Origin of the sequence: Candidatus Methylospira mobilis, assembly GCF_009498235.1 — a bacterium.
Classification (GTDB): Bacteria; Pseudomonadota; Gammaproteobacteria; order Methylococcales; family Methylococcaceae; genus Methylospira; species Methylospira mobilis.
The window spans coordinates 3,572,410-3,589,375 of the sequence record NZ_CP044205.1 but is presented as its reverse complement, the minus strand read 5'-3'; the positions used below and the strand labels follow the sequence as shown (position 1 = coordinate 3,589,375).

At 54.3% G+C, this 16,966-nt stretch carries 20 protein-coding genes and 1 pseudogene; 6 read left to right on the top strand and 15 right to left on the bottom strand.

All coding sequences use genetic code 11. The features are described from left to right. The first annotated feature begins 75 nt into the window (after window positions 1-75). From F6R98_RS16350 to F6R98_RS16340, 3 genes are all read left to right on the top strand, one after another. Entirely contained in the window at window positions 76-570 is a 495-nt protein-coding gene (locus F6R98_RS16350; RefSeq protein ID WP_153249966.1) for an SLOG cluster 4 domain-containing protein, read from the top strand. 415 nt (window positions 571-985) lie between these two features. Continuing rightward, window positions 986-1,267, top strand: coding sequence for a type II toxin-antitoxin system RelE/ParE family toxin (locus F6R98_RS16345; protein ID WP_153249965.1), 282 nt, complete (start codon window positions 986-988; stop codon window positions 1,265-1,267). 9 nt (window positions 1,268-1,276) lie between these two features. Further along, the gene (locus tag F6R98_RS16340; protein ID WP_153249964.1) at window positions 1,277-1,558 is read left to right on the top strand and encodes a HigA family addiction module antitoxin; all 282 of its coding nucleotides are present in this window, start codon (window positions 1,277-1,279) and stop codon (window positions 1,556-1,558) included. Window positions 1,559-1,697: 139 nt separating this feature from the next. On the opposite strand, the gene F6R98_RS22860 is transcribed toward F6R98_RS16340, so the two are convergent. Both F6R98_RS22860 and F6R98_RS21700 read right to left on the bottom strand, forming a co-directional pair. After that, the gene (locus F6R98_RS22860) at window positions 1,698-2,087 is read right to left on the bottom strand and encodes a tyrosine-type recombinase/integrase (RefSeq protein WP_407079252.1); all 390 of its coding nucleotides are present in this window, start codon (window positions 2,085-2,087) and stop codon (window positions 1,698-1,700) included. Further along, window positions 1,999-2,205 carry a hypothetical protein gene (locus F6R98_RS21700; protein WP_194270264.1) on the bottom strand — a complete coding sequence of 69 codons (207 nt, stop codon included), beginning with the start codon at window positions 2,203-2,205 and terminating at the stop codon, window positions 1,999-2,001. The genes F6R98_RS22860 and F6R98_RS21700 overlap by 89 nt, the downstream gene beginning before the upstream one ends. A gap of 231 nt (window positions 2,206-2,436) precedes the next feature. Here F6R98_RS21700 and F6R98_RS16330 point away from each other — a divergent pair, with 231 nt between their 5' ends. Then, on the top strand, window positions 2,437-2,730 hold the full coding sequence (locus F6R98_RS16330) for a type II toxin-antitoxin system RelE/ParE family toxin (protein ID WP_153249962.1): 294 nt from the start codon (window positions 2,437-2,439) through the stop codon (window positions 2,728-2,730). Window positions 2,731-2,744: 14 nt separating this feature from the next. Next, a complete protein-coding gene (locus F6R98_RS16325; protein ID WP_153249961.1) occupies window positions 2,745-3,059 on the top strand; it encodes an addiction module antidote protein in 315 nt (104 codons plus the stop codon). A 623-nt stretch (window positions 3,060-3,682) separates the two neighbouring features. Here the strand turns inward: F6R98_RS16325 and istB are convergent. The 12 genes and pseudogenes from istB to F6R98_RS16270 all read right to left on the bottom strand — a co-directional run bounded on the left by istB (window position 3,683) and on the right by F6R98_RS16270 (window position 15,423). Continuing rightward, window positions 3,683-4,489 carry an IS21-like element helper ATPase IstB gene (istB, locus tag F6R98_RS16320; protein ID WP_153249960.1) on the bottom strand — a complete coding sequence of 269 codons (807 nt, stop codon included), beginning with the start codon at window positions 4,487-4,489 and terminating at the stop codon, window positions 3,683-3,685. Further along, window positions 4,479-6,001 (bottom strand): annotated as a pseudogene (gene istA / locus F6R98_RS16315) (IS21 family transposase). The gene istB and the pseudogene istA overlap by 11 nt, the downstream one beginning before the upstream one ends. A gap of 67 nt (window positions 6,002-6,068) precedes the next feature. Continuing rightward, complete coding sequence (locus F6R98_RS21695) at window positions 6,069-6,257, bottom strand: hypothetical protein (RefSeq protein WP_194269985.1); 189 nt, start codon at window positions 6,255-6,257, stop codon at window positions 6,069-6,071. 699 nt (window positions 6,258-6,956) lie between these two features. Further along, entirely contained in the window at window positions 6,957-7,463 is a 507-nt protein-coding gene (locus F6R98_RS16310) for a protein disulfide oxidoreductase (RefSeq protein WP_153249959.1), read from the bottom strand. Between the two features lie 3 nt (window positions 7,464-7,466). After that, window positions 7,467-8,186: a M48 family metallopeptidase gene (locus F6R98_RS16305; RefSeq protein ID WP_194269984.1), complete on the bottom strand. Its 720-nt coding sequence runs from the start codon at window positions 8,184-8,186 to the stop codon at window positions 7,467-7,469. A gap of 8 nt (window positions 8,187-8,194) precedes the next feature. Further along, window positions 8,195-8,704, bottom strand: a complete 510-nt coding sequence (locus F6R98_RS16300) for a GreA/GreB family elongation factor (RefSeq protein WP_153249957.1) — start codon at window positions 8,702-8,704, stop codon at window positions 8,195-8,197. Between the two features lie 32 nt (window positions 8,705-8,736). Next, window positions 8,737-9,903 (bottom strand): lipid-A-disaccharide synthase, encoded by a 1,167-nt coding sequence (lpxB, locus tag F6R98_RS16295; protein WP_315699669.1) that lies wholly within the window; start codon window positions 9,901-9,903, stop codon window positions 8,737-8,739. 7 nt (window positions 9,904-9,910) lie between these two features. Beyond that, window positions 9,911-11,005 carry a DegT/DnrJ/EryC1/StrS family aminotransferase gene (locus tag F6R98_RS16290; protein ID WP_153249956.1) on the bottom strand — a complete coding sequence of 365 codons (1,095 nt, stop codon included), beginning with the start codon at window positions 11,003-11,005 and terminating at the stop codon, window positions 9,911-9,913. 361 nt (window positions 11,006-11,366) lie between these two features. Further along, a complete protein-coding gene (locus F6R98_RS16285; RefSeq protein ID WP_153249955.1) occupies window positions 11,367-12,305 on the bottom strand; it encodes a Gfo/Idh/MocA family protein in 939 nt (312 codons plus the stop codon). A gap of 17 nt (window positions 12,306-12,322) precedes the next feature. Then, entirely contained in the window at window positions 12,323-13,105 is a 783-nt protein-coding gene (gene lpxA, locus F6R98_RS16280; protein WP_153249954.1) for an acyl-ACP--UDP-N-acetylglucosamine O-acyltransferase, read from the bottom strand. Window positions 13,106-13,256: 151 nt separating this feature from the next. Beyond that, complete coding sequence (xerD, locus tag F6R98_RS16275) at window positions 13,257-14,183, bottom strand: site-specific tyrosine recombinase XerD (protein ID WP_153249953.1); 927 nt, start codon at window positions 14,181-14,183, stop codon at window positions 13,257-13,259. Window positions 14,184-15,024: 841 nt separating this feature from the next. Beyond that, complete coding sequence (locus F6R98_RS16270; RefSeq protein WP_153249952.1) at window positions 15,025-15,423, bottom strand: hypothetical protein; 399 nt, start codon at window positions 15,421-15,423, stop codon at window positions 15,025-15,027. A 413-nt stretch (window positions 15,424-15,836) separates the two neighbouring features. On the opposite strand from F6R98_RS16270, the gene F6R98_RS21690 reads away from it, so the two are divergent. Next, window positions 15,837-16,184, top strand: coding sequence for a hypothetical protein (locus F6R98_RS21690; protein WP_194269983.1), 348 nt, complete (start codon window positions 15,837-15,839; stop codon window positions 16,182-16,184). Between the two features lie 89 nt (window positions 16,185-16,273). On the opposite strand, the gene F6R98_RS16260 is transcribed toward F6R98_RS21690, so the two are convergent. Then, on the bottom strand, window positions 16,274-16,774 hold the full coding sequence (locus F6R98_RS16260) for a transposase (RefSeq protein ID WP_153249950.1): 501 nt from the start codon (window positions 16,772-16,774) through the stop codon (window positions 16,274-16,276). Between the last annotated feature and the right edge of the window lie 192 nt (window positions 16,775-16,966).

The following is a 16,966-nucleotide window of genomic DNA, read 5'->3' as shown; positions in this document are numbered from 1 at the left end:
CTCCTCTTTCCCGCTGGGAGAGAAGAATAATGTTGAAAGAATCCGGATTTTTAGACAGGTTGGTGGGTTAAACGGATGCGTCGCTTTATTGTTGGGGTCATGGGGCAGGGCGAAGGCGCCGATGAGCCGGCGCTCGCTCAGGCGCGCGAACTCGGCGCGCTGATCGCCGGGGAAGGCTGGATAGTGCTCAGCGGCGGGCGCGACAGCGGCGTGATGAGAGCGGTTAATCAGGGCGCCAAACAGATACCTGGCAGTCTGACCCTGGGTATTCTGCCTTCGTCCGTGGTTGCGCCGAGTCCTGATATTGATATCGTCGTCGTCACCGATATGCACAACGCCCGCAACAATATCAACGTGCTGAGCAGCGATGTCGTGGTAGCCTGCGGCCCCGCAGGCGCCGGCACGGCTTCGGAAATCGCGTTGGCGTTGAAGGCGGAGAAACCGGTTATTCTGTTGTCGCCCGATGCCGAGGCTAAGGCTTTGTTCCTGAAGCTGGGGCAGGGCCGGGTTTACATCAGCGATACGCCTGTAGAAACCATTGCCGTCATCAAAACTTTGGTAACAATTTAGCGCATCAGCACTGTTTGCGGAAAATACGCGCTTATATCGGACTGAGTACAAAGCTTCAGATGAAGTGCATTTGAAACGCTTTGGATATGGTAAAAAATAACATCCCGAATCAGCCATCAACTCCGTTCGTCCTGAGCGAGTGTGATCAAGTAATTTGATGGGCTGATGATCACGTTCAGTGATGGCAGCGGTCGCGCGCTTCGTTACGCGCCCTTGACCGCCGCCAGCAGGTTTTCTATCTCGCGCCCTGTCAGGTGTTTTCGCTCGTCGTTCATTTTGACTCATGTTTGAAAAAAAAGGCGCTACAACCCGCGCCGCGCCTGAAGCGCCGATTTTAAAATGAGAAAAAAACGGCTCATTTTGTCCAATCATATGAATGGATTGAAACCAGAAACGTAATACGTTACAATAAGCCATGATTAATAGCTTCAGACACAAGGGCTTAAAAGCCTGCTACGAGGAAGACAGCACGCGCGGCATCCGGCAGGATCAGGTGAAGCGTCTTCGTGTTTTGCTGGCGCGTCTGGAAGTAAGCCGGTGTCCAGATGATATGGATTTTCCCGGCTTGCGTCTGCATCCACTGAAAGGTGACATGGCCGGTTTTTTTTCCGTTGACGTGTCGGGTAACTGGCGGTTGATTTTCCGCTTTGATGACAGCGGCAATGCCGCTGATGTTGATTTAGTTGATTACCATTAGGAGGTGTTTATGGCTATGTTGAATCCACCACATCCGGGCGCAGTTATCAGGGAACTATGCCTGGAACCGCTAGGGCTTAGCGTGACCGCAGCAGCCGAAGGTTTGGGCGTGACGCGCAAGGCGTTTTCAGAACTGTTAAACGGTCATTCTGGAATTTCTCCAGAAATGGCCTTGCGCTTGTCTCTTGGCTTTGGTGGCACGGCTGAAAGCTGGATACAGCAGCAAGCTCTGTATGAGCTTGCTCAAGTACGCAAAAAGGCAAACCTTACCGTTAAACGATTTGCGGCTTAATTAGTGTCTGAACGGAAATGCATATTGTTATTTAAAATCAATTCGATAAACTACTTATTTCAAACGAGGATTTTTTCAGTAAAGTGTGAGTATGCATATAATTCACGATATTTCATGATCATGGGATATAGATATGCGATTATATTAGAGGGGTATAATCTTGTTTTTTCGAAAATCTTCGCGCTTGGAAAAACGTTGCAGGCCATACGCTGTGCGGCATGTGGCTTTTCCGTTCAGACACTACAATAGAAAAGACGAGGCTACCGCCACAGCTTCTAAACCTTGCCGGATTGGTCGCCGTATAGCGTACCGTATGCTGTATGTTCCGGTGTCCCAGGTAATCCCGAATCAGTCGCGTATCCGCGCGCCCTGGTCGGCCAGCGCAAAGGCGCAGGCGTGGCGCAGCATGTTGCAGCAATATCCCAAGCCCGGCAGCGTCGCTATAGCGCCGCATCAGCGCCCATACCGTTTTCCGCGACAACACCCCGCGCCGTTCGCTGATGAACAGCGCCGCCGTTTCCGGCTGCATCTTCACACGCACCGCCAGCCAGCCAGACGCGCAACAATCGCAGCTCGTCGCCGCGCAGCGGGTGTGTGGTCGATAAGCCTTTGTTCAGGCGCGTCACATGCAGGGTGCGCCCGTCCAAGATCGGCCGTGTTCAGTTTCAGCGCCGGCGCTTCCGAGACGCGCAATCCATGCCGGAACAGCATCACCAACAGGCAGCGGTCGCGCGCTTCGTTACGCGCGCCCTAGACCCCCGCCGCCAGCAGCTTTTGAGCTCGCGCCCGGTCAGGTGTTTTCGCTCGTCGTTCATTTTGTCTGGTTTTGCTTTTTGATTTAACTTGACAATACGTAATCGAGCGATTACTTTTTATCTATGTATATCATCAAACCTCTTCCCAATTTTACCGAATGGCTTGACGGTCTGGCTGACGAAAAAACACGCGGAATCATTTCCGCCCGCATCAAACGCTTAGAACGTGGGTTGATGGGAGACGTTGAACCCGTAGGGGAAGGCGTTTCAGAATTACGGATTCATGTTGGCTCAGGCTTGCGGGTATATTTTACAAAACGCGGCGCACGACTGATTATTTTGCTTGTTGGCGGTTCTAAAAGCACCCAGAAAAATGACTTCAAACGAGCCAAACAACTTGCCACCCTATTGGATTGAGAGGAATAGAAACCATGACAAAACGTATTAAAATTGACGATTTACCAGAATTTGACGCCGCCCCCTACCTGAGCAGTGAAGAGGCTGTAGCGGCTTATCTTACTGACATTTTAGAAGCCAACGACGCGGGGCTTTTAGCCGCCGCCCTTGGCGATATTGCCCGCGCTCGTGGCATGACCGAAATTTCAAAATTAGCGGGCATTACCCGCGAAGCCCTTTACAAAGCACTACGCCCAGACAGTGAACCGCGCATTGATACAATTAACCGTGTTTGCTCAGCCTTGGGCGTTCGCCTTGTCGTTCAACCAACACACCTACACCCTAACTAGGGTCAGGGCAAACTAGAGAAAAGGGCTCAAAATGTCCAATCGCATATCAAGAGCGGTTACAGTTACATGTCAACGGTTTTTACGTAAAAATCCAGAGTGGACAATGTTGTGTAGCCCTCAAAGGAAACACGTACCGGACATGTAGAGCTGGATAATACGATGCAAACCTCACTGTGGGGAATAACAAAAGATATATGCGAAGTGAACAACATTGAAAAGCCCGGTGCGGTAATTCCGCACGCCGGGATTTGTGAGGGGGCAGTTGGGTAACTGGCTGTCCTACCTTGATGGCATCACAATGGATGCTCCAGATTTGCGCCACGTTGCTCTTCTAAAGAAGAGGATGAGTTCATGATCGAAGAGCGAATTCGGCAATCAGTTCACCCCGGAACAGCAATTCCGAAACCGGAAGCGAAGGTGGATTTTGTCGTGAAGGGGTGGGGAATGTTAACGCTGATTGAATAATGCCCCAGAGTGCTGATTGAATTTTGACCCAGGACCTGTTGCTGTTTTGTGTTGCAGCAACTGTGGATAAGTCTACCAGATTGTTGATTTGAAGTTTTTAGATGCGCGGGAAGTTCACGAAGTTTGGAGACCGTAGTGAACTCCCCGCGCGTGCCTGGTTAGAACGGCTCTTCTACTGCTGCGTTTTTGCCTCCTCTTCGTGTTTGCTCTCTCGATTTGATGCGGGCCTTCGCGGCCATGCTGCTGTGCTGAAACCGGTATGACTCATTCCCGGTTTCAACAATGTGGCAGTGATGCATCAGCCGATCCAGCAACGCCGTCGTCATCTTGGCATCACCGAATACACCCGACCATTCCGAGAAGCTCAGGTTCGTCGTGATGATCACACTGGTGTGCTCATACAGTTTCGAGAGCAGGTGAAACAGCAAGGCTCCTCCCGTTTGGCTGAACGGCAGATAGCCAAGCTCGTCGAGTATGAGCACATCCATGCGCATCAACGATGCGGCGATTCGCCCGGCACGGCCATCCTGTTTCTCGCGTTCGAGTGCATTGACCAGATCGACCGTCGAATAGAATCGCGCCCGCTTACTCTGCGTGGTGATACCCGACACCGCGATGGCGGTCGCCAAATGCGTCTTGCCTGTCCCGGGCCCGCCGATAAGCACCACGTTCTGCGCTGTCTCGGTGAATGATAGCGTTGCCAATTGCTCTACCAGCGGCCGATCAGCCTTGGAGGCGGCGAAGTCGAATCTGGCCAGGTCGCGATGTACCGGAAACCTGGCCGCATTCAATTGGTTTCTCACTGAGCGCATGTGCCGGTCCGTTGCTTCGGCTTGCAGCAGGTGTTCGATCAGCCATTTCGACGAATCGGTCGATGCAGACCCTTGTGCGATCAGGTCTGTCCAAGCACCGGCCATGCCATGTAGCCGCAAATCCTTGAGTTCAGCAGTGACATCACAGCGCATGATCAATCTCCTCCGCATTGAGGTGAGCTTCAGCGTCATGCCTCAGCTCATCATATCGGCGGGTATTGGCCAGCGGCACATCCTTGAGCTGCAAATTCGTTTCCACATTCGGTGGAAGGGGCGGCGCATTCAGCCGTCCCAGTACGTTGAGGACGTGTTCCACACTCAACACGCCGGACTCGATGACCAGTTCCACCGCAACAATAACGGCTTCAAGCCCCGCCCGTGGTACGGCGGCCAGCACCTGCGCCATGCAGCGATCTCCGCCCGGATCGCGCATCAGCCCCTGCCTGAGCTGTCTGAGTGGTACAGGCATGTCTGCGAACGGGGCGCCATTGCGCAGCGCTCCCGGTTTGCGTTCGATCAGCGTGATGTAGTGTTGCCAGTCGTAGCGAACATGTCCGCGTTCTGTCAGGCGCTCGTGGCAGGCGACAAACGCGTCACCCGACACAACGATGACTTGATTGGGATAGAGCCGGACGCTGACCATCTTGCCCGCCAGCTCGCATGGCACGGAGTAGTGGTTGCGCTGTACATTGATCAGGCACGTGCTCGATACACGAGCCGGATTTTCAACATACCCATCAAATTGAACCGGCATGGGCATCATGTGCGCGCGCTCCTGCTCCAGCATGTCGGCTACGCTAAGCTCCTTGTACTCGGGATGGTGCAGCTCGCCCCATAATGCCCGGCAGCGATCACCCAGCCACACATTGAGTTCGACGAATGAACCGAACCGCTGGTTCTGCGCTTCCAGCCAGATGCGCCGCCGACTGTCCTGTACGTTCTTCTCGACAACGCCTTTCTCCCAGCCGGATGTCACGTTGCAGAAATCGGCATCGAACAGGTAGTGCGCGCACATCACGGCAAAGCGCGCATTGACCACGCGTCCCTTACCTTTGTTGACGCGATCAACGGCAGTCTTCATGTTGTCGTAAATGCCACGGCGAGGAATGCCACCCAGCGCCGCAAAGGAGCGCGTATGGGCATCGAATAGCATCTCGTGCCCTTGGCCCGGATACGCCACCAGCCAGAATGCCCGACTGGCGCACAGCTTCAGGTGCGATACCTGTATGCGCCGGTAAATGCCTCCAATTACCAACCCTTCTTCGCTCCAGTCAAACTGGAAGGCTTCGCCAAACTCAAATTTCAACGGCACAAAGGCGTGGGGCTTCTTGCCTGAGTCAGCACGCCAGTTGCGAATGAACGCAGTCACCTGGCTGTAACCGCCCGTGTAACCATCCGTCCTGATTTGTGCAAACAGATTTTTGGCGGTGCGCCGATTCTGTTTGGGCGATGGGAATCCGCTTTGAGGGCTTGTTCCAGTGTGGGGTGAAACGCGCTGAGCTTGCAGTCCGCCTTTATCCTGCGGTATTTCGGCGGTACTGCTTTCTCTTCCGCCCTTAGCCATTTGCGTATCGTGTTGCGCGATAAGCTCGTGCGCTTTGCTATCGCATGCAGCGACATTTTGTCGCGTAAATACATCCGCCGTATCTTGCCTATCATTTCCATAGTGATCACCTTTATCTCCTGCCCAAAAATTGGACAGGGCAAGTAGAACACCTGGGTCACTTTTGAATCAGCAAACCACCTCTACATGGGTCAGTTTTCGGTCAGCGACAACATGCTTGGTGTCTATCTGGACACATAAGCGCCTTTTTTCGCCGCAGGTAATGAGCTTCGCCCATCCACCGCGTTTCTCCCAATCTTCGGCCTGCGCCTGCAATGTTGCCACCTCGGCGCTTAAGGTCGCCGCCTGTTCCCGCATGGTGGGGGTCTAAGCCCAAACCGCCGAAAATTCCGCAGTTATCGTAAGTAATAGAAAAATAGAATGTATCGTCAAAACGATCATTAACTGGCAAACATCCTGGTTATGACAAATACTTGTCAAACCGTAACTATTCAGCACCACCTAGCGTAACGATGGAAAAGGAGCTACGGGTAAGGTTGGCGAGACCGTCTGCGGCAAGGATGCCGCAGTCGAGCCTCCATGGATGGATTCACGGCGTGTCTCGACAGCCTTACCCGTAGACCCAGAGCCAGTAGCTGAACAGTTACGTCAAACCATGGACAAACTGTATGTCTTTCAAGCTAAGATCAGGTTAAGACCTAACCGGTCGTGGCGCAAGCGTCGCCCTTATCATGCAAACGCGTGCGCCACGCCCGATTTCCATCACCCGGCAGAGGAGGGGGGGCGCTTCGCGATTTGCACGGTAACGCTCGTGTAGCCGACAGAATTTTCGGCGGTTTGGGCTTGGCCCCCCTTGCAGGGGCGGGCAACGGCAGCAGAGTAGTTGCAACCTTTTGTACGTTAGGACATGGCAGAAAATAACTTCCCGAATTTACAACATCCCCCGTTCGCCCTGAGCTTGTCGAAGGGCCGTTCATGGTTTTCGACAAGCTCTCCAGCCGCATTCGCGGCGCTACGCCCACGAACGGGAAGTTATTTATGACCATATCCTTAGCCCTAAAAATTTTCCGCCAGCCACAAGCGTAAGCGGATGCCCCAGGTCGTGGTAAAACCGGAAGTAGCGAAACGCAGCCTGCCTTGCGGGTCGAGGATAAAGATCGCGGGTACGCCTTTAATTCCGTAAGTCTTCGACAAACTGCCGCTTTCGTCCAGCAAAGTGTCCGGGTGAAAGTCATGTTCCGCCATATATTGCACCACTTCGGCGGCATCGCCCGACTGCATCGCCACGCTGATAAGCGGGGTGGTTTGCGCAATCTGTTTCATGCCGCTTTGCATCTGCCCGCAAATGCCGCACCAGCTTGCCCAGAAATAAATGACGGCGGAGCGCCCGTCGAAATCGGTGAGATTGAATGTTTTGCCGTCCAGCATCTGTCCGTTGAGCGGTGGAGGCGCGCCGGACGCCAGTCCGTGCGCGGCGTACCATTGCGTTCCGGCAAGCAGCGCCACGATCAACACTATATTGAGCAGGAGTTCGTGCTTGTTTTTCGATTTCTTTATAGGCATGGATCAGCAAAATCTCTGCAGTAAAGCCGAACCGTGGGTCTTCAGCCAGCGCCGCTGCTGCATATACTCGGGCAGATGCAGCGCGACCAGCTGCCAGAACGCCGGACCGTGATTGCGCTCGCGGATATGACATAATTCATGCACGACCACGTATTCCAGCACGCCGTCCGGTACAAACGCCAGCAGCAGGTTGATATTCAGATCGTTACGCGGGCCGCAGCTGCCCCAGCGCGACTTCATGCGCTTGATGCGGGTTGCGCGCGGGTATAAGCCGTAGCGCGCCGCATGCCGCTGTATCCAGTAGTCTATGCGTACGCCAAGCCGCTTTTGCGCCGCCGTCATCAACGCACGATCGAGCAACTGTTCCCGCGCCGCGCCCAGGGTAGTGGCCGGCAAACGGATGACGCAGGCCTCGTCGGATAACTCCACGCGCGCATTACGCCGAGGTTCATCCAATATGGTGAGCGGTATTTCCTTGCCGCGCCAGGGCAGACTGGTGGCGGCGGACAGCGATATGTGAGCGGCGCCGGTTTGATGCGCAGCCATTTCATGCAGTTTCTTTTCAGCCCAGCTACGATGGCGCGCCAGAAAATCCTGCGCCTGACGTTCGTTGGCCGCCAATGGAGCGACCAGTTCCACCAAGCCGGGTTTGACCACCAGACGCAGGCGTTTGGCGCGCGCACTGTGGCGTATTCTAAAGGCGTCTGCAAACGTTTGCGGCATGGCGACAGTCATGCGTCCGCTTTATGGATGGACAGCAACCGCAAGTCCAGGTCGCCGAGCGGGCGCGGCCATGTCACATGTTCTCCTACCCGGGCGTTAAGCAAAGCTTTTGCCAATGGTGAAATCCAGCTGATCTTGCCGATTTCGGCATCGGCTTCGTCCTCGCCGACGATGCTGAATGTCTGCTGCCTGTCTTCGGTATCGGCAACCACCACGACAGTTGCGCCGAAATGCACATGCGCGGCATCCTGAAGCGCCGGGTCGACCAGCTCGGCGCTTTCCTCGCGCGCTTCATAATAACGCAGATCGCGTTCTATCGCTGCGCGTTGCGTTTGTGCTGACAGGTCGCCGTCCTCTTTGTTCAACGCGGCTTTTTGCGCGAGCAGATCCTTGATGCGCTGCCGGATCTGCTCCAGACCGCTACGCGTCACATAGTTGGTGTAAGGGCTTTGCGGCCTTTCCGGCAAATCCGATACAGAGCTGTTGTTATCCGATTCTTTTACAAAAGCGCGGCTCATGGTTCTCTCCCGAAGTTTGCCGTATCCCTGTTTTAGCCATATTCCAGCATCCGACAGGCCAGACCGGCCAGATTGGCGGAACCGCCGCCCTCGCCGAGCATGCGGCTGACATCATCGAGATCTCGCCGCATTTGAGCGGCGTATTCCGTATCGTCCAGTAGTTGCCCCACCTCGCCGGCTATGGCCGGTCCGCTCGCTTCGTGCTGTATCAATTCGCGCACGATGGCGCGTCCGGCCAGTATATTCGGCATGCCGATGAACGGGATATTGATCAGCCAGCGTCCCAGCCAGTAGGTAAGCGGCGCGACTTTGTAGATAATCAGCATCGGCACGCGCGACAGCGCGACTTCCAGTGTGGCGGTCCCGGACACGGTAACTGCCACGTCGCAACAGGCCAGTACGTCATGGTTGCGCGCCTTGATGCGTCGTATTGCCGCCGGACATGACGCCAGCACCTCATCGAGCGCGCCGTCATCCACTGTCGGCGCCTGACTGAGCATGAATTGCGCCTGCGGATAGCGCGCCGCCAGCAACACTACGGCGTCGCGTATCACCGGCAGCAGACGCCTGATTTCGTTGGCGCGGCTGCCCGGCAGCAAACCGATCACCGGACGCAGCGGGTCCAACCCGAATTCGTTGATCAGTACGGATTTATCCGCGCTGGGCCTTACTTTTCCCGCCAGCGGATGCCCGACATAGGTTACCGGTATCCGGTAGGATTCGTAAAACGGCTGCTCGAACGGAAATATCACCGCCATGTGGTCGATGGCCTTGCCGTATTTTTTCACCCGCCACGGACGCGAAGCCCAAACCTGCGGACTCACATAGAATAACACCTTGATGCCGATCGACCTGGCATATTTGGCGAGCTGGAAGTTAAATGCCTGGTAATCGACGCAGATCAGCAGGTCGGGGCGCTCTGATGCTGCAAGCCGCTTCATTTGCTGCAGGACAGCGCGGATCTTGCCGTAATGCCTGATCACTTCTGTAACGCCGATAACGCCGATCGACGACGAGTCGAAACGGATATCGACGCCCGCCGCCCGCATTTTCGAGCTGCCCATGCCGATGGCCCTGACTCCGGGTATGCGCCTTTTCAGCTCCAGGAACAGGCTGGCGGCATGCTGATCGCCGGAGGCTTCCCCGGCAACCAGCATCACCAGCGGGCTGCGCGACCGTTCGCTCAATGTGTCGTTCACAACAGCGTCAGGCCGGCACCGAGCGGATGACCGCGACTATCTCGCGGATTTGCGCTTCCGTAAGTTCCGGATAAATCGGCAGCGACAAACAGCGCGCCGCCACCGCTTCGGTAACCGGTAATACCTGTCCTTTACAGTTCTCGGCGAACACTTTTTGCTGGTGCAGCGGTACCGGGTAATACACCGCGCAGCCAATCTTTTGCTGCTGCAATGCCTGCATGATGGCGTCGCGGCGATCGCTCAGCAGCGTATATTGATGATAGACATGGGCGCCGATACCGTCTTCATGAGGCGTTTCCAGCGGCAGATCGGCCATCAGTTCGGAGTACAGATGCGCAGCGCGGCGTCTGCCTTCATTGAAGGCGTCGATGCGTTTCAGCTTGACGCGCAGGATGACGGCCTGCAGTTCGTCCAGGCGGCTGTTGTAGCCGATTTCGTCATGATAATAACGTACTTGCGAGCCATGGTTGCGCAGGCTTTTAATATGCAGGGCCATATCGTCGGAGTCGGTAGTGACCAGTCCACCGTCGCCGTAGCCGCCGAGGTTTTTGCTCGGGAAAAAGCTGAAACCGGCCGCAAGCCCGATGCTGCCGGTTTGCCTGCCTGCCTCCGTCGCGCCGAAGGACTGCGCGCAATCCTCAACCAGCTTCAAACCGTGGCGTTCGCAAAGAGCTTGAATAGCAGCCATGTCGCATGGCTGTCCGAACAGGTGCACCGGCATAACCGCCGTGGTGCGTTCGGTGATGGCTGCTTCTATCGCTGCCGGATCGATATTGAAGGTGCGCGGGTCGATATCGACGAAAACCGGTTTCGCGCCGATATAGCGTATCGCTTCTGCCGTGGCAATGAAGGTGAAGGCGGTGGTAATGACTTCATCTCCGGCCTTGACGCCGGCGGCGAGCAGCGCAAAATGCAGCGCATCGGTGCCTGATGCGACGCCTATCGCATGTTTGACGCCCAGGTATTGCGCGGATTCCTGCTCGAAAGCCTGCACATTCGGGCCCAGTATAAAGGCGCAGCTGTCCAGTGCGCTGTGCAAACCGGCATCGATTTCATCCTTCAAAAGCGCGTACTGGATTTTCAAATCAACCATGGGGATCATAAACAGCGACTCCAAAATTTTTAGATACTTGATAGATATTTTTTGTCCACGAAAGACACGAAAAGCACGAAAATAAAGCTGACGGCAGAGGGATAAACCCGGTCTCCGGTGAGCTAGCCGAACCGTGAACGGCCCTTCGACAGGCTCAGGACGAACGGCAGGTGGTTATTTCTGTTCGTGGGCGTAGCGCCGCGAATGCGACTGGAGAGCCCTTCGACTACGCTCAGGAGAGCCTTGTCGAGCCATGAAAAGAAACGCTTTATTCAGTATTTCCTTAAGCTTTCTCCACTTTTCGTGCCTTTCGTGCCTTTCGTGTTTTTCGTGGACAATTATTTTTTTCCTGTGGCGTTTGGTGGTTTACTCAATCCTGCTTCAATAACTCGGTAATCGCAATCGCGGTAGCCAGCGCGCGCCGTCCGGCGTGGCCGGAAACCAGTGGTTCGCGATCTTCGCGGATACAATCGACAAAGTGCTGAATTTCCGCAAGCAACGCGTCGCCGTTTTCATAAGCGGCTTCTTCGCTGACAATCTCCGGTACGCCGGGATACATTTCCTTTTCGCCCTTGCGATACTGCGCCAGTATGCGGTTCTGAAAATCGACCGAGACATAGCAATTCGGCATGAACAAACGCATTTTACGCTCGACCTTGAGGCTGGCGCGGCTGGCGGTGACATTCGCGACGCAGCCGCTTTTAAACACGATGCGAGCGTTGGCGATATCGGTATCCGAGGTCAGCACGGTAACGCCCTTGGCGTCGATGCGCTCCACTTCGGAATCGACGATGTCCAGAATGATGTCGATATCGTGGATCATCAAATCCAGCACTACGCTGACGTCGTTGGCGCGCGGATTGAACGGCGCCAGACGGTGCGATTCGATGAACAGCGGTTTCTGCTCGGTCAGGTTCATGCCGAGCAGCGCGGCGTTGAAGCGCTCCAGATGGCCGACCATCAGCTTGAGCCGTTTTTCATCAGCGATTTTTATCAGTTCATCCGCCTCTTCCACGGTCACGGTAATCGGTTTTTCTACCAGCACATGCGCGCCGTGCAGCAGAAAATCGCGGGCAACCTGATAATGCAGGCTGGTCGGCACCACGATGCTGACCGCATCCACCTTCCCCAGCAGTTCCTGATAATCGGTCAGTGCTCGAACGCCGTGTTTCCATGCTATGGCCTGCGCGGTTTCGGCGTTGTTATCTACCACGGCGACCAGTTCGCAGTCCGGCAATCCGGCATATTTTTCGGCATGGAATTTACCCAGATAGCCCGCGCCGATAACCGCACATTTCAATCTACTCATATCAGTTCCATGCCTTATCAATCTGTATCGCGACGTATGTCTATAAACGGCAGAACGCCGCGCTTGCCCGGTTCCGCCAGCCATGCGGCCAAATAAGCCAGCTCGGGGGTATCCGGCAGTCCTTCCAGCCCCGCGCCGCTGCGTATGCGGCGTATCGCGGCGGATACGGCTTTCAGCCGGTCGCCGTCGATGCCGGCGCGGCGCATGCCGACCAGATTGAGCCGGTAATGTTTGCCGGGCCGTCCGCCCACCATCATGAACGGCAATACATCTTTATTGATGCCGGCCAGTCCCTGCAGCATCGCATAACTGCCGATGCGGCAAAACTGGTGCGTCATCACGCCGCCGCCGAGAAACACCCTGTCCCCTACATGGACATGTCCGCCCAGCGTTGCGCCGCCGGCGAAAATCGTGTAGTCGCCCACCGTGCAGTCATGGCCGACATGGCTGTTGTTCATCAGGTAGCAATGGGAGCCGATGCGCGTTGCCTGTCCCGGTTGGGTTGCGCGGCTGATGGTAACGCCTTCGCGAAACACGTTGTTTTCGCCGATTTCGACCCATGTTTCCTGTTCCGGATCAAAGGCTAGATCCTGCGGCAAGCCGCCGATTACCGCCGTCGGATGAATCGTATTCCTTGCCCCCATGCGCACCCAGGGTTGGATGACGGCATGTGCGCCGATAACGCAATCGTCGCCGATTTCCACTCGGTCTTCAATTACCGCGAAAGGCCCTATCGTTACGCCCGCGCCCAGTTTGGCCTCAGGGGAAACCACGGCGCTTGGATGTATATTCACAGACATGTAAGCTCCAAATTCAACTGTTCGAGTTCCTTTCCCGCAGCTCATAAATACTGTAGGAGCGGGCTTCAGCCCGCGATTTGGCTTTTTCCCACGATTTACAGGTCAATCCGCGCCGAGGTTTCGCGGGCTGAAGCCAGCTCCTGCAAAGCGCTCAGCCGCGGGGATGACAGCGGGTATGCAACTCCTTCAAGCGCTGTTGGGCAATATGCGTATAAATCTGCGTACTGGATAAATCGCTATGGCCGAGCAGCATTTGCACCACGCGCAAATCCGCGCCGTGATTCAACAAATGCGTGGCAAAGGCGTGACGCAGGGTATGCGGAGAAAGGTGCTTGTGTATCCCCGCCCTGAACGCATACCGCTTGACAAGATGCCAGAAGGCCTGTCTCGTCATTGCGCTTCCGCGCTCGGTAACGAACAGATCATCGCTTTGCCGTCTTCCCAGCAGCGCAGGACGCCCATCAATCAGATGGCGCTCTATCCATGAAACGGCTTCTTCCCCCAAGGGTACCAATCGATCCTTGCTGCCTTTACCGGTTACCCTGACCACCCCTTGACGCAAGCTGACTTGATCGATACGCAAGGTTACCAGCTCGGTTACACGCAAACCGGTAGCATAAAGCAACTCCAGCATGGCCCGGTCGCGCTGTTCGCGCGCATCGCTTTCATCGGGGGCGAGCAGCAGCATTTCGACATCATTTTCGCTCAACGCTTGCGGCAACGGCTTGCCGATATGCGGCGCTTGAATCTGCAAACAGGGATTGAACTCCAGTTTTCCCTGACGCACCAGGGACGCATAAAACTTGCGTAACGATGATACCAGGCGCGCACTGCTGCGCAGGCTGGCATTTTCCTTGACGCGCTTGGAGAGATAGGCTTCGATATCCGCGCCATTGGCTTCCGGCAGCCATTTTTCGGCCTGCTGCTTCAACCATAGTGCGAAAAGGGTGAGATCGCTGACATAAGCCTTCTGCGTGTTTACGCTCAGGCCTTCTTCCAGCCATAAGCCATCCTGAAACGACTGAATCAGCTGATCGTTCTTTGATACAAGTTCCGAGATAACGCAAAACCTCTGCATGAGCCATTATAACGCCAAACTTCGGGGCGAATACTACGCAAGGCGCCGGGTGAATGCAACTCAAACCTGTCGACAGCGCTGCCCATACACTAAATGATTACCGGCTGTAGTCTTGTGCTTGCTTGATGGTTCCGATAGCGTTCACAATTTTTGCATTTTGTTTTTGTAAAGCGACATGAACCGCAACAGATAGCGTACCGATATTCGAAAACGTCGGAGGTGTTGAGTAGCCTCATCTCCCAATAAACACTCACATGCTATTTCCCGTCTTTCAACTGAGTAGAAAACACAGGTTTGGAAAAGCCGCGAACGGTTACGTGATTTCCTGCCAGCATAACCATCAGTAAGGTAAAGTCACTGCCCGGCCGCAGCCGCGAGCACGGTATGGGTACTTGCGTGACCTTGCCACAGTTTCCGCATCTTGCTTCGGGGCGGCAGCATGGAGAAAGGCTTGATACTGGAAAAATGCAGATGCTGACAGCTACGCGACTGAGGACCATCAACGGGCTGATTTTCATGGTCGCAACAACGCAATTCGAACGTCTGATTTTACAGAATAGATCGAAATGGATGGCTCCTGTTTCCGGATCGGAGCAGATAGCCTCTACTTCCCAAGGCTCCTTCACGTCCAAAACTGCAGTAAACAGATCATGTTATTTCCACGATCATATTCTCCAGGTAATCTGCTTTCGAAATCGGCAAGTTTAGGAATATTTCCCGATCTCGATACCATTCAAACCGCGCTACAGTTTGAGGTGGGGCAGGTGCTGTAGCTTTCCCAGCGACAATGCCCTGAAGGATAGACGTTGGCGCAACCGGATACGGGGTTGCGCCAAGGGGGCTATTTCTTGCTGGTTTTGCTGGTTTTGCTGGTTTTGCTGGTTTTGTTTGTTTTGTCCGTTTTATGGGTCTTGTCTGTCTTGTGATGAGCCTGGGGGTACAGTTTCACTTTGATGGCGTCAACTTTTTTGTTAATAGAGTCTAACGCATTGTTTATTTCCCTGAAGTTGTTTTGTGCTTTTGCGTGTATACTCAAGACATCATTTTTAACAACGGCCAGATTTTTGTCTACGTCGATCTCGAGTCTTTTTACATCGGAGCTGACATTGGCAATACTGCTTTCAACGGTAACCATTCTTTCTTCCAGTGCTTGCACGCTGGTCTGCAAAGCTTCGACTTTTCCCTGTGAGGCGCAGCCGCTGCTTAAAAGAAGAAGAAATACTAACGAAATCCTAAACATGTTCATTTATCCTAAATATTTATCACTAGTTGGTGACCCTTCTTGGTCGATATGAAAATGTATCGAAGTTTAAGAGGGTAACCATTAATATGCAGCAGAACGACGCTGCCCCGCTTTCTGCATCCATTCAGCGTGAGTTTTTTCTGACGCGCTTTATTCTCCGTAACGATTATGATACCTCCAACTCTTTCTTCGCGTCCATTCCGTTTACATGGAAGCTTTCCGTGGCGTCTGAACCCGGACCACCCTGTGTTGACTTCATGTTTTGTGAGGGGCTGATTTAATTGTTGCCTTTGGCAATTGGCAGGGTTTAAGTTGTCGATGTTCGTGTAATGATATTGAGCGATTGCAAGTAACCCTCGTACTTTCTTCGGACAGTGATGCTTCGCTGTGAGCGTAGTCCTATTTGTGTCGTGAATACGATTTCGCGTGTAAATAGAGTGTTGCGTGATTTGCAAAATACGAATCTATCTCTATTGTCTTTTATCAGGGCGCGCGCTTTCCGTTACAAGGCAGAAATCAATATCACTGCCCGGCATTTCGATGTGCGGCCAGGATTCGGTATGCCGCTTATTCGTCCGCAACGTTCCTGCCAGCACAATGATGCCGCAGGAAAGAGCGGCGATGGTGAGTGCGGCCATGCAGGTCGCGTGCATCCTGTCAGCAGAAAATACAGACGGAGCGCGCCTGTAAAACAATCGCGTCATGCCAGCGCCCGCAGCAGCGGACTCTTCAGACGCACCAGAAAAATGCCGCCCTGATGCCGCCTCGACTTTAGCATTTCCGGTTTAGCAGCAAGCGCATTATGCGATTTGTTAAAAACAAACTTAAACCTAGTGCCATGTCTCATCTAAATTACAGGGTATAGATGCTTGAGTTTAATGCGAGCATCGTCAATGGTGAACTGCCAGTCAGCTTTGGCGTTGTTTTTATTGCGATCAGCCTCCCAGGTAGCGATTTCATCCGTGAGCGTTTGCCTGTCGGGGATGCGACGATCAAGACATTGGGATGAAAGAACGCTGAGTTCGGATTCGGCCATATCAAGCCAGCTGCCGTGCCTAGGCGTGTGATGCACCTCAAAACGTTCAACGAGTCGTCGCGCTTCGACGGCTGGAAAGGCTTCGTAGACTGAAGCTGTCTTATGTGTATTGAGATTGTCTTGTACCAGCACAATTTTCTTTGCGTGTGGAAAGTGCGTGTTGGCCAGATATTTTAAAATATGCGCGTAGTCGACGGCTGTATGGCGTTCAGTCACTTTGACGTGACGCCAGTCTTCCAGCGGCGCAAACATCATAAACAGATTGGCCGTTACGTTACGTTCGTATTCATGGTCGTGGCGTGCACAGGGCAACCCGGTTTCAGAGGAGTTGGAACACGCGTTTCCCTGACGAGTTGTTTCATGCCTTCATCCAGACACACCATAGGGTTGATCCAGATCACATGGTCGGCAATAAACGGCCAGCACATCCTCTTTCGCGGCGACGAACGCCGTGTTCGCCTCCGGCGGAATGACCCATTGCCGGTTGCGGTGGGGCCAGGGCAA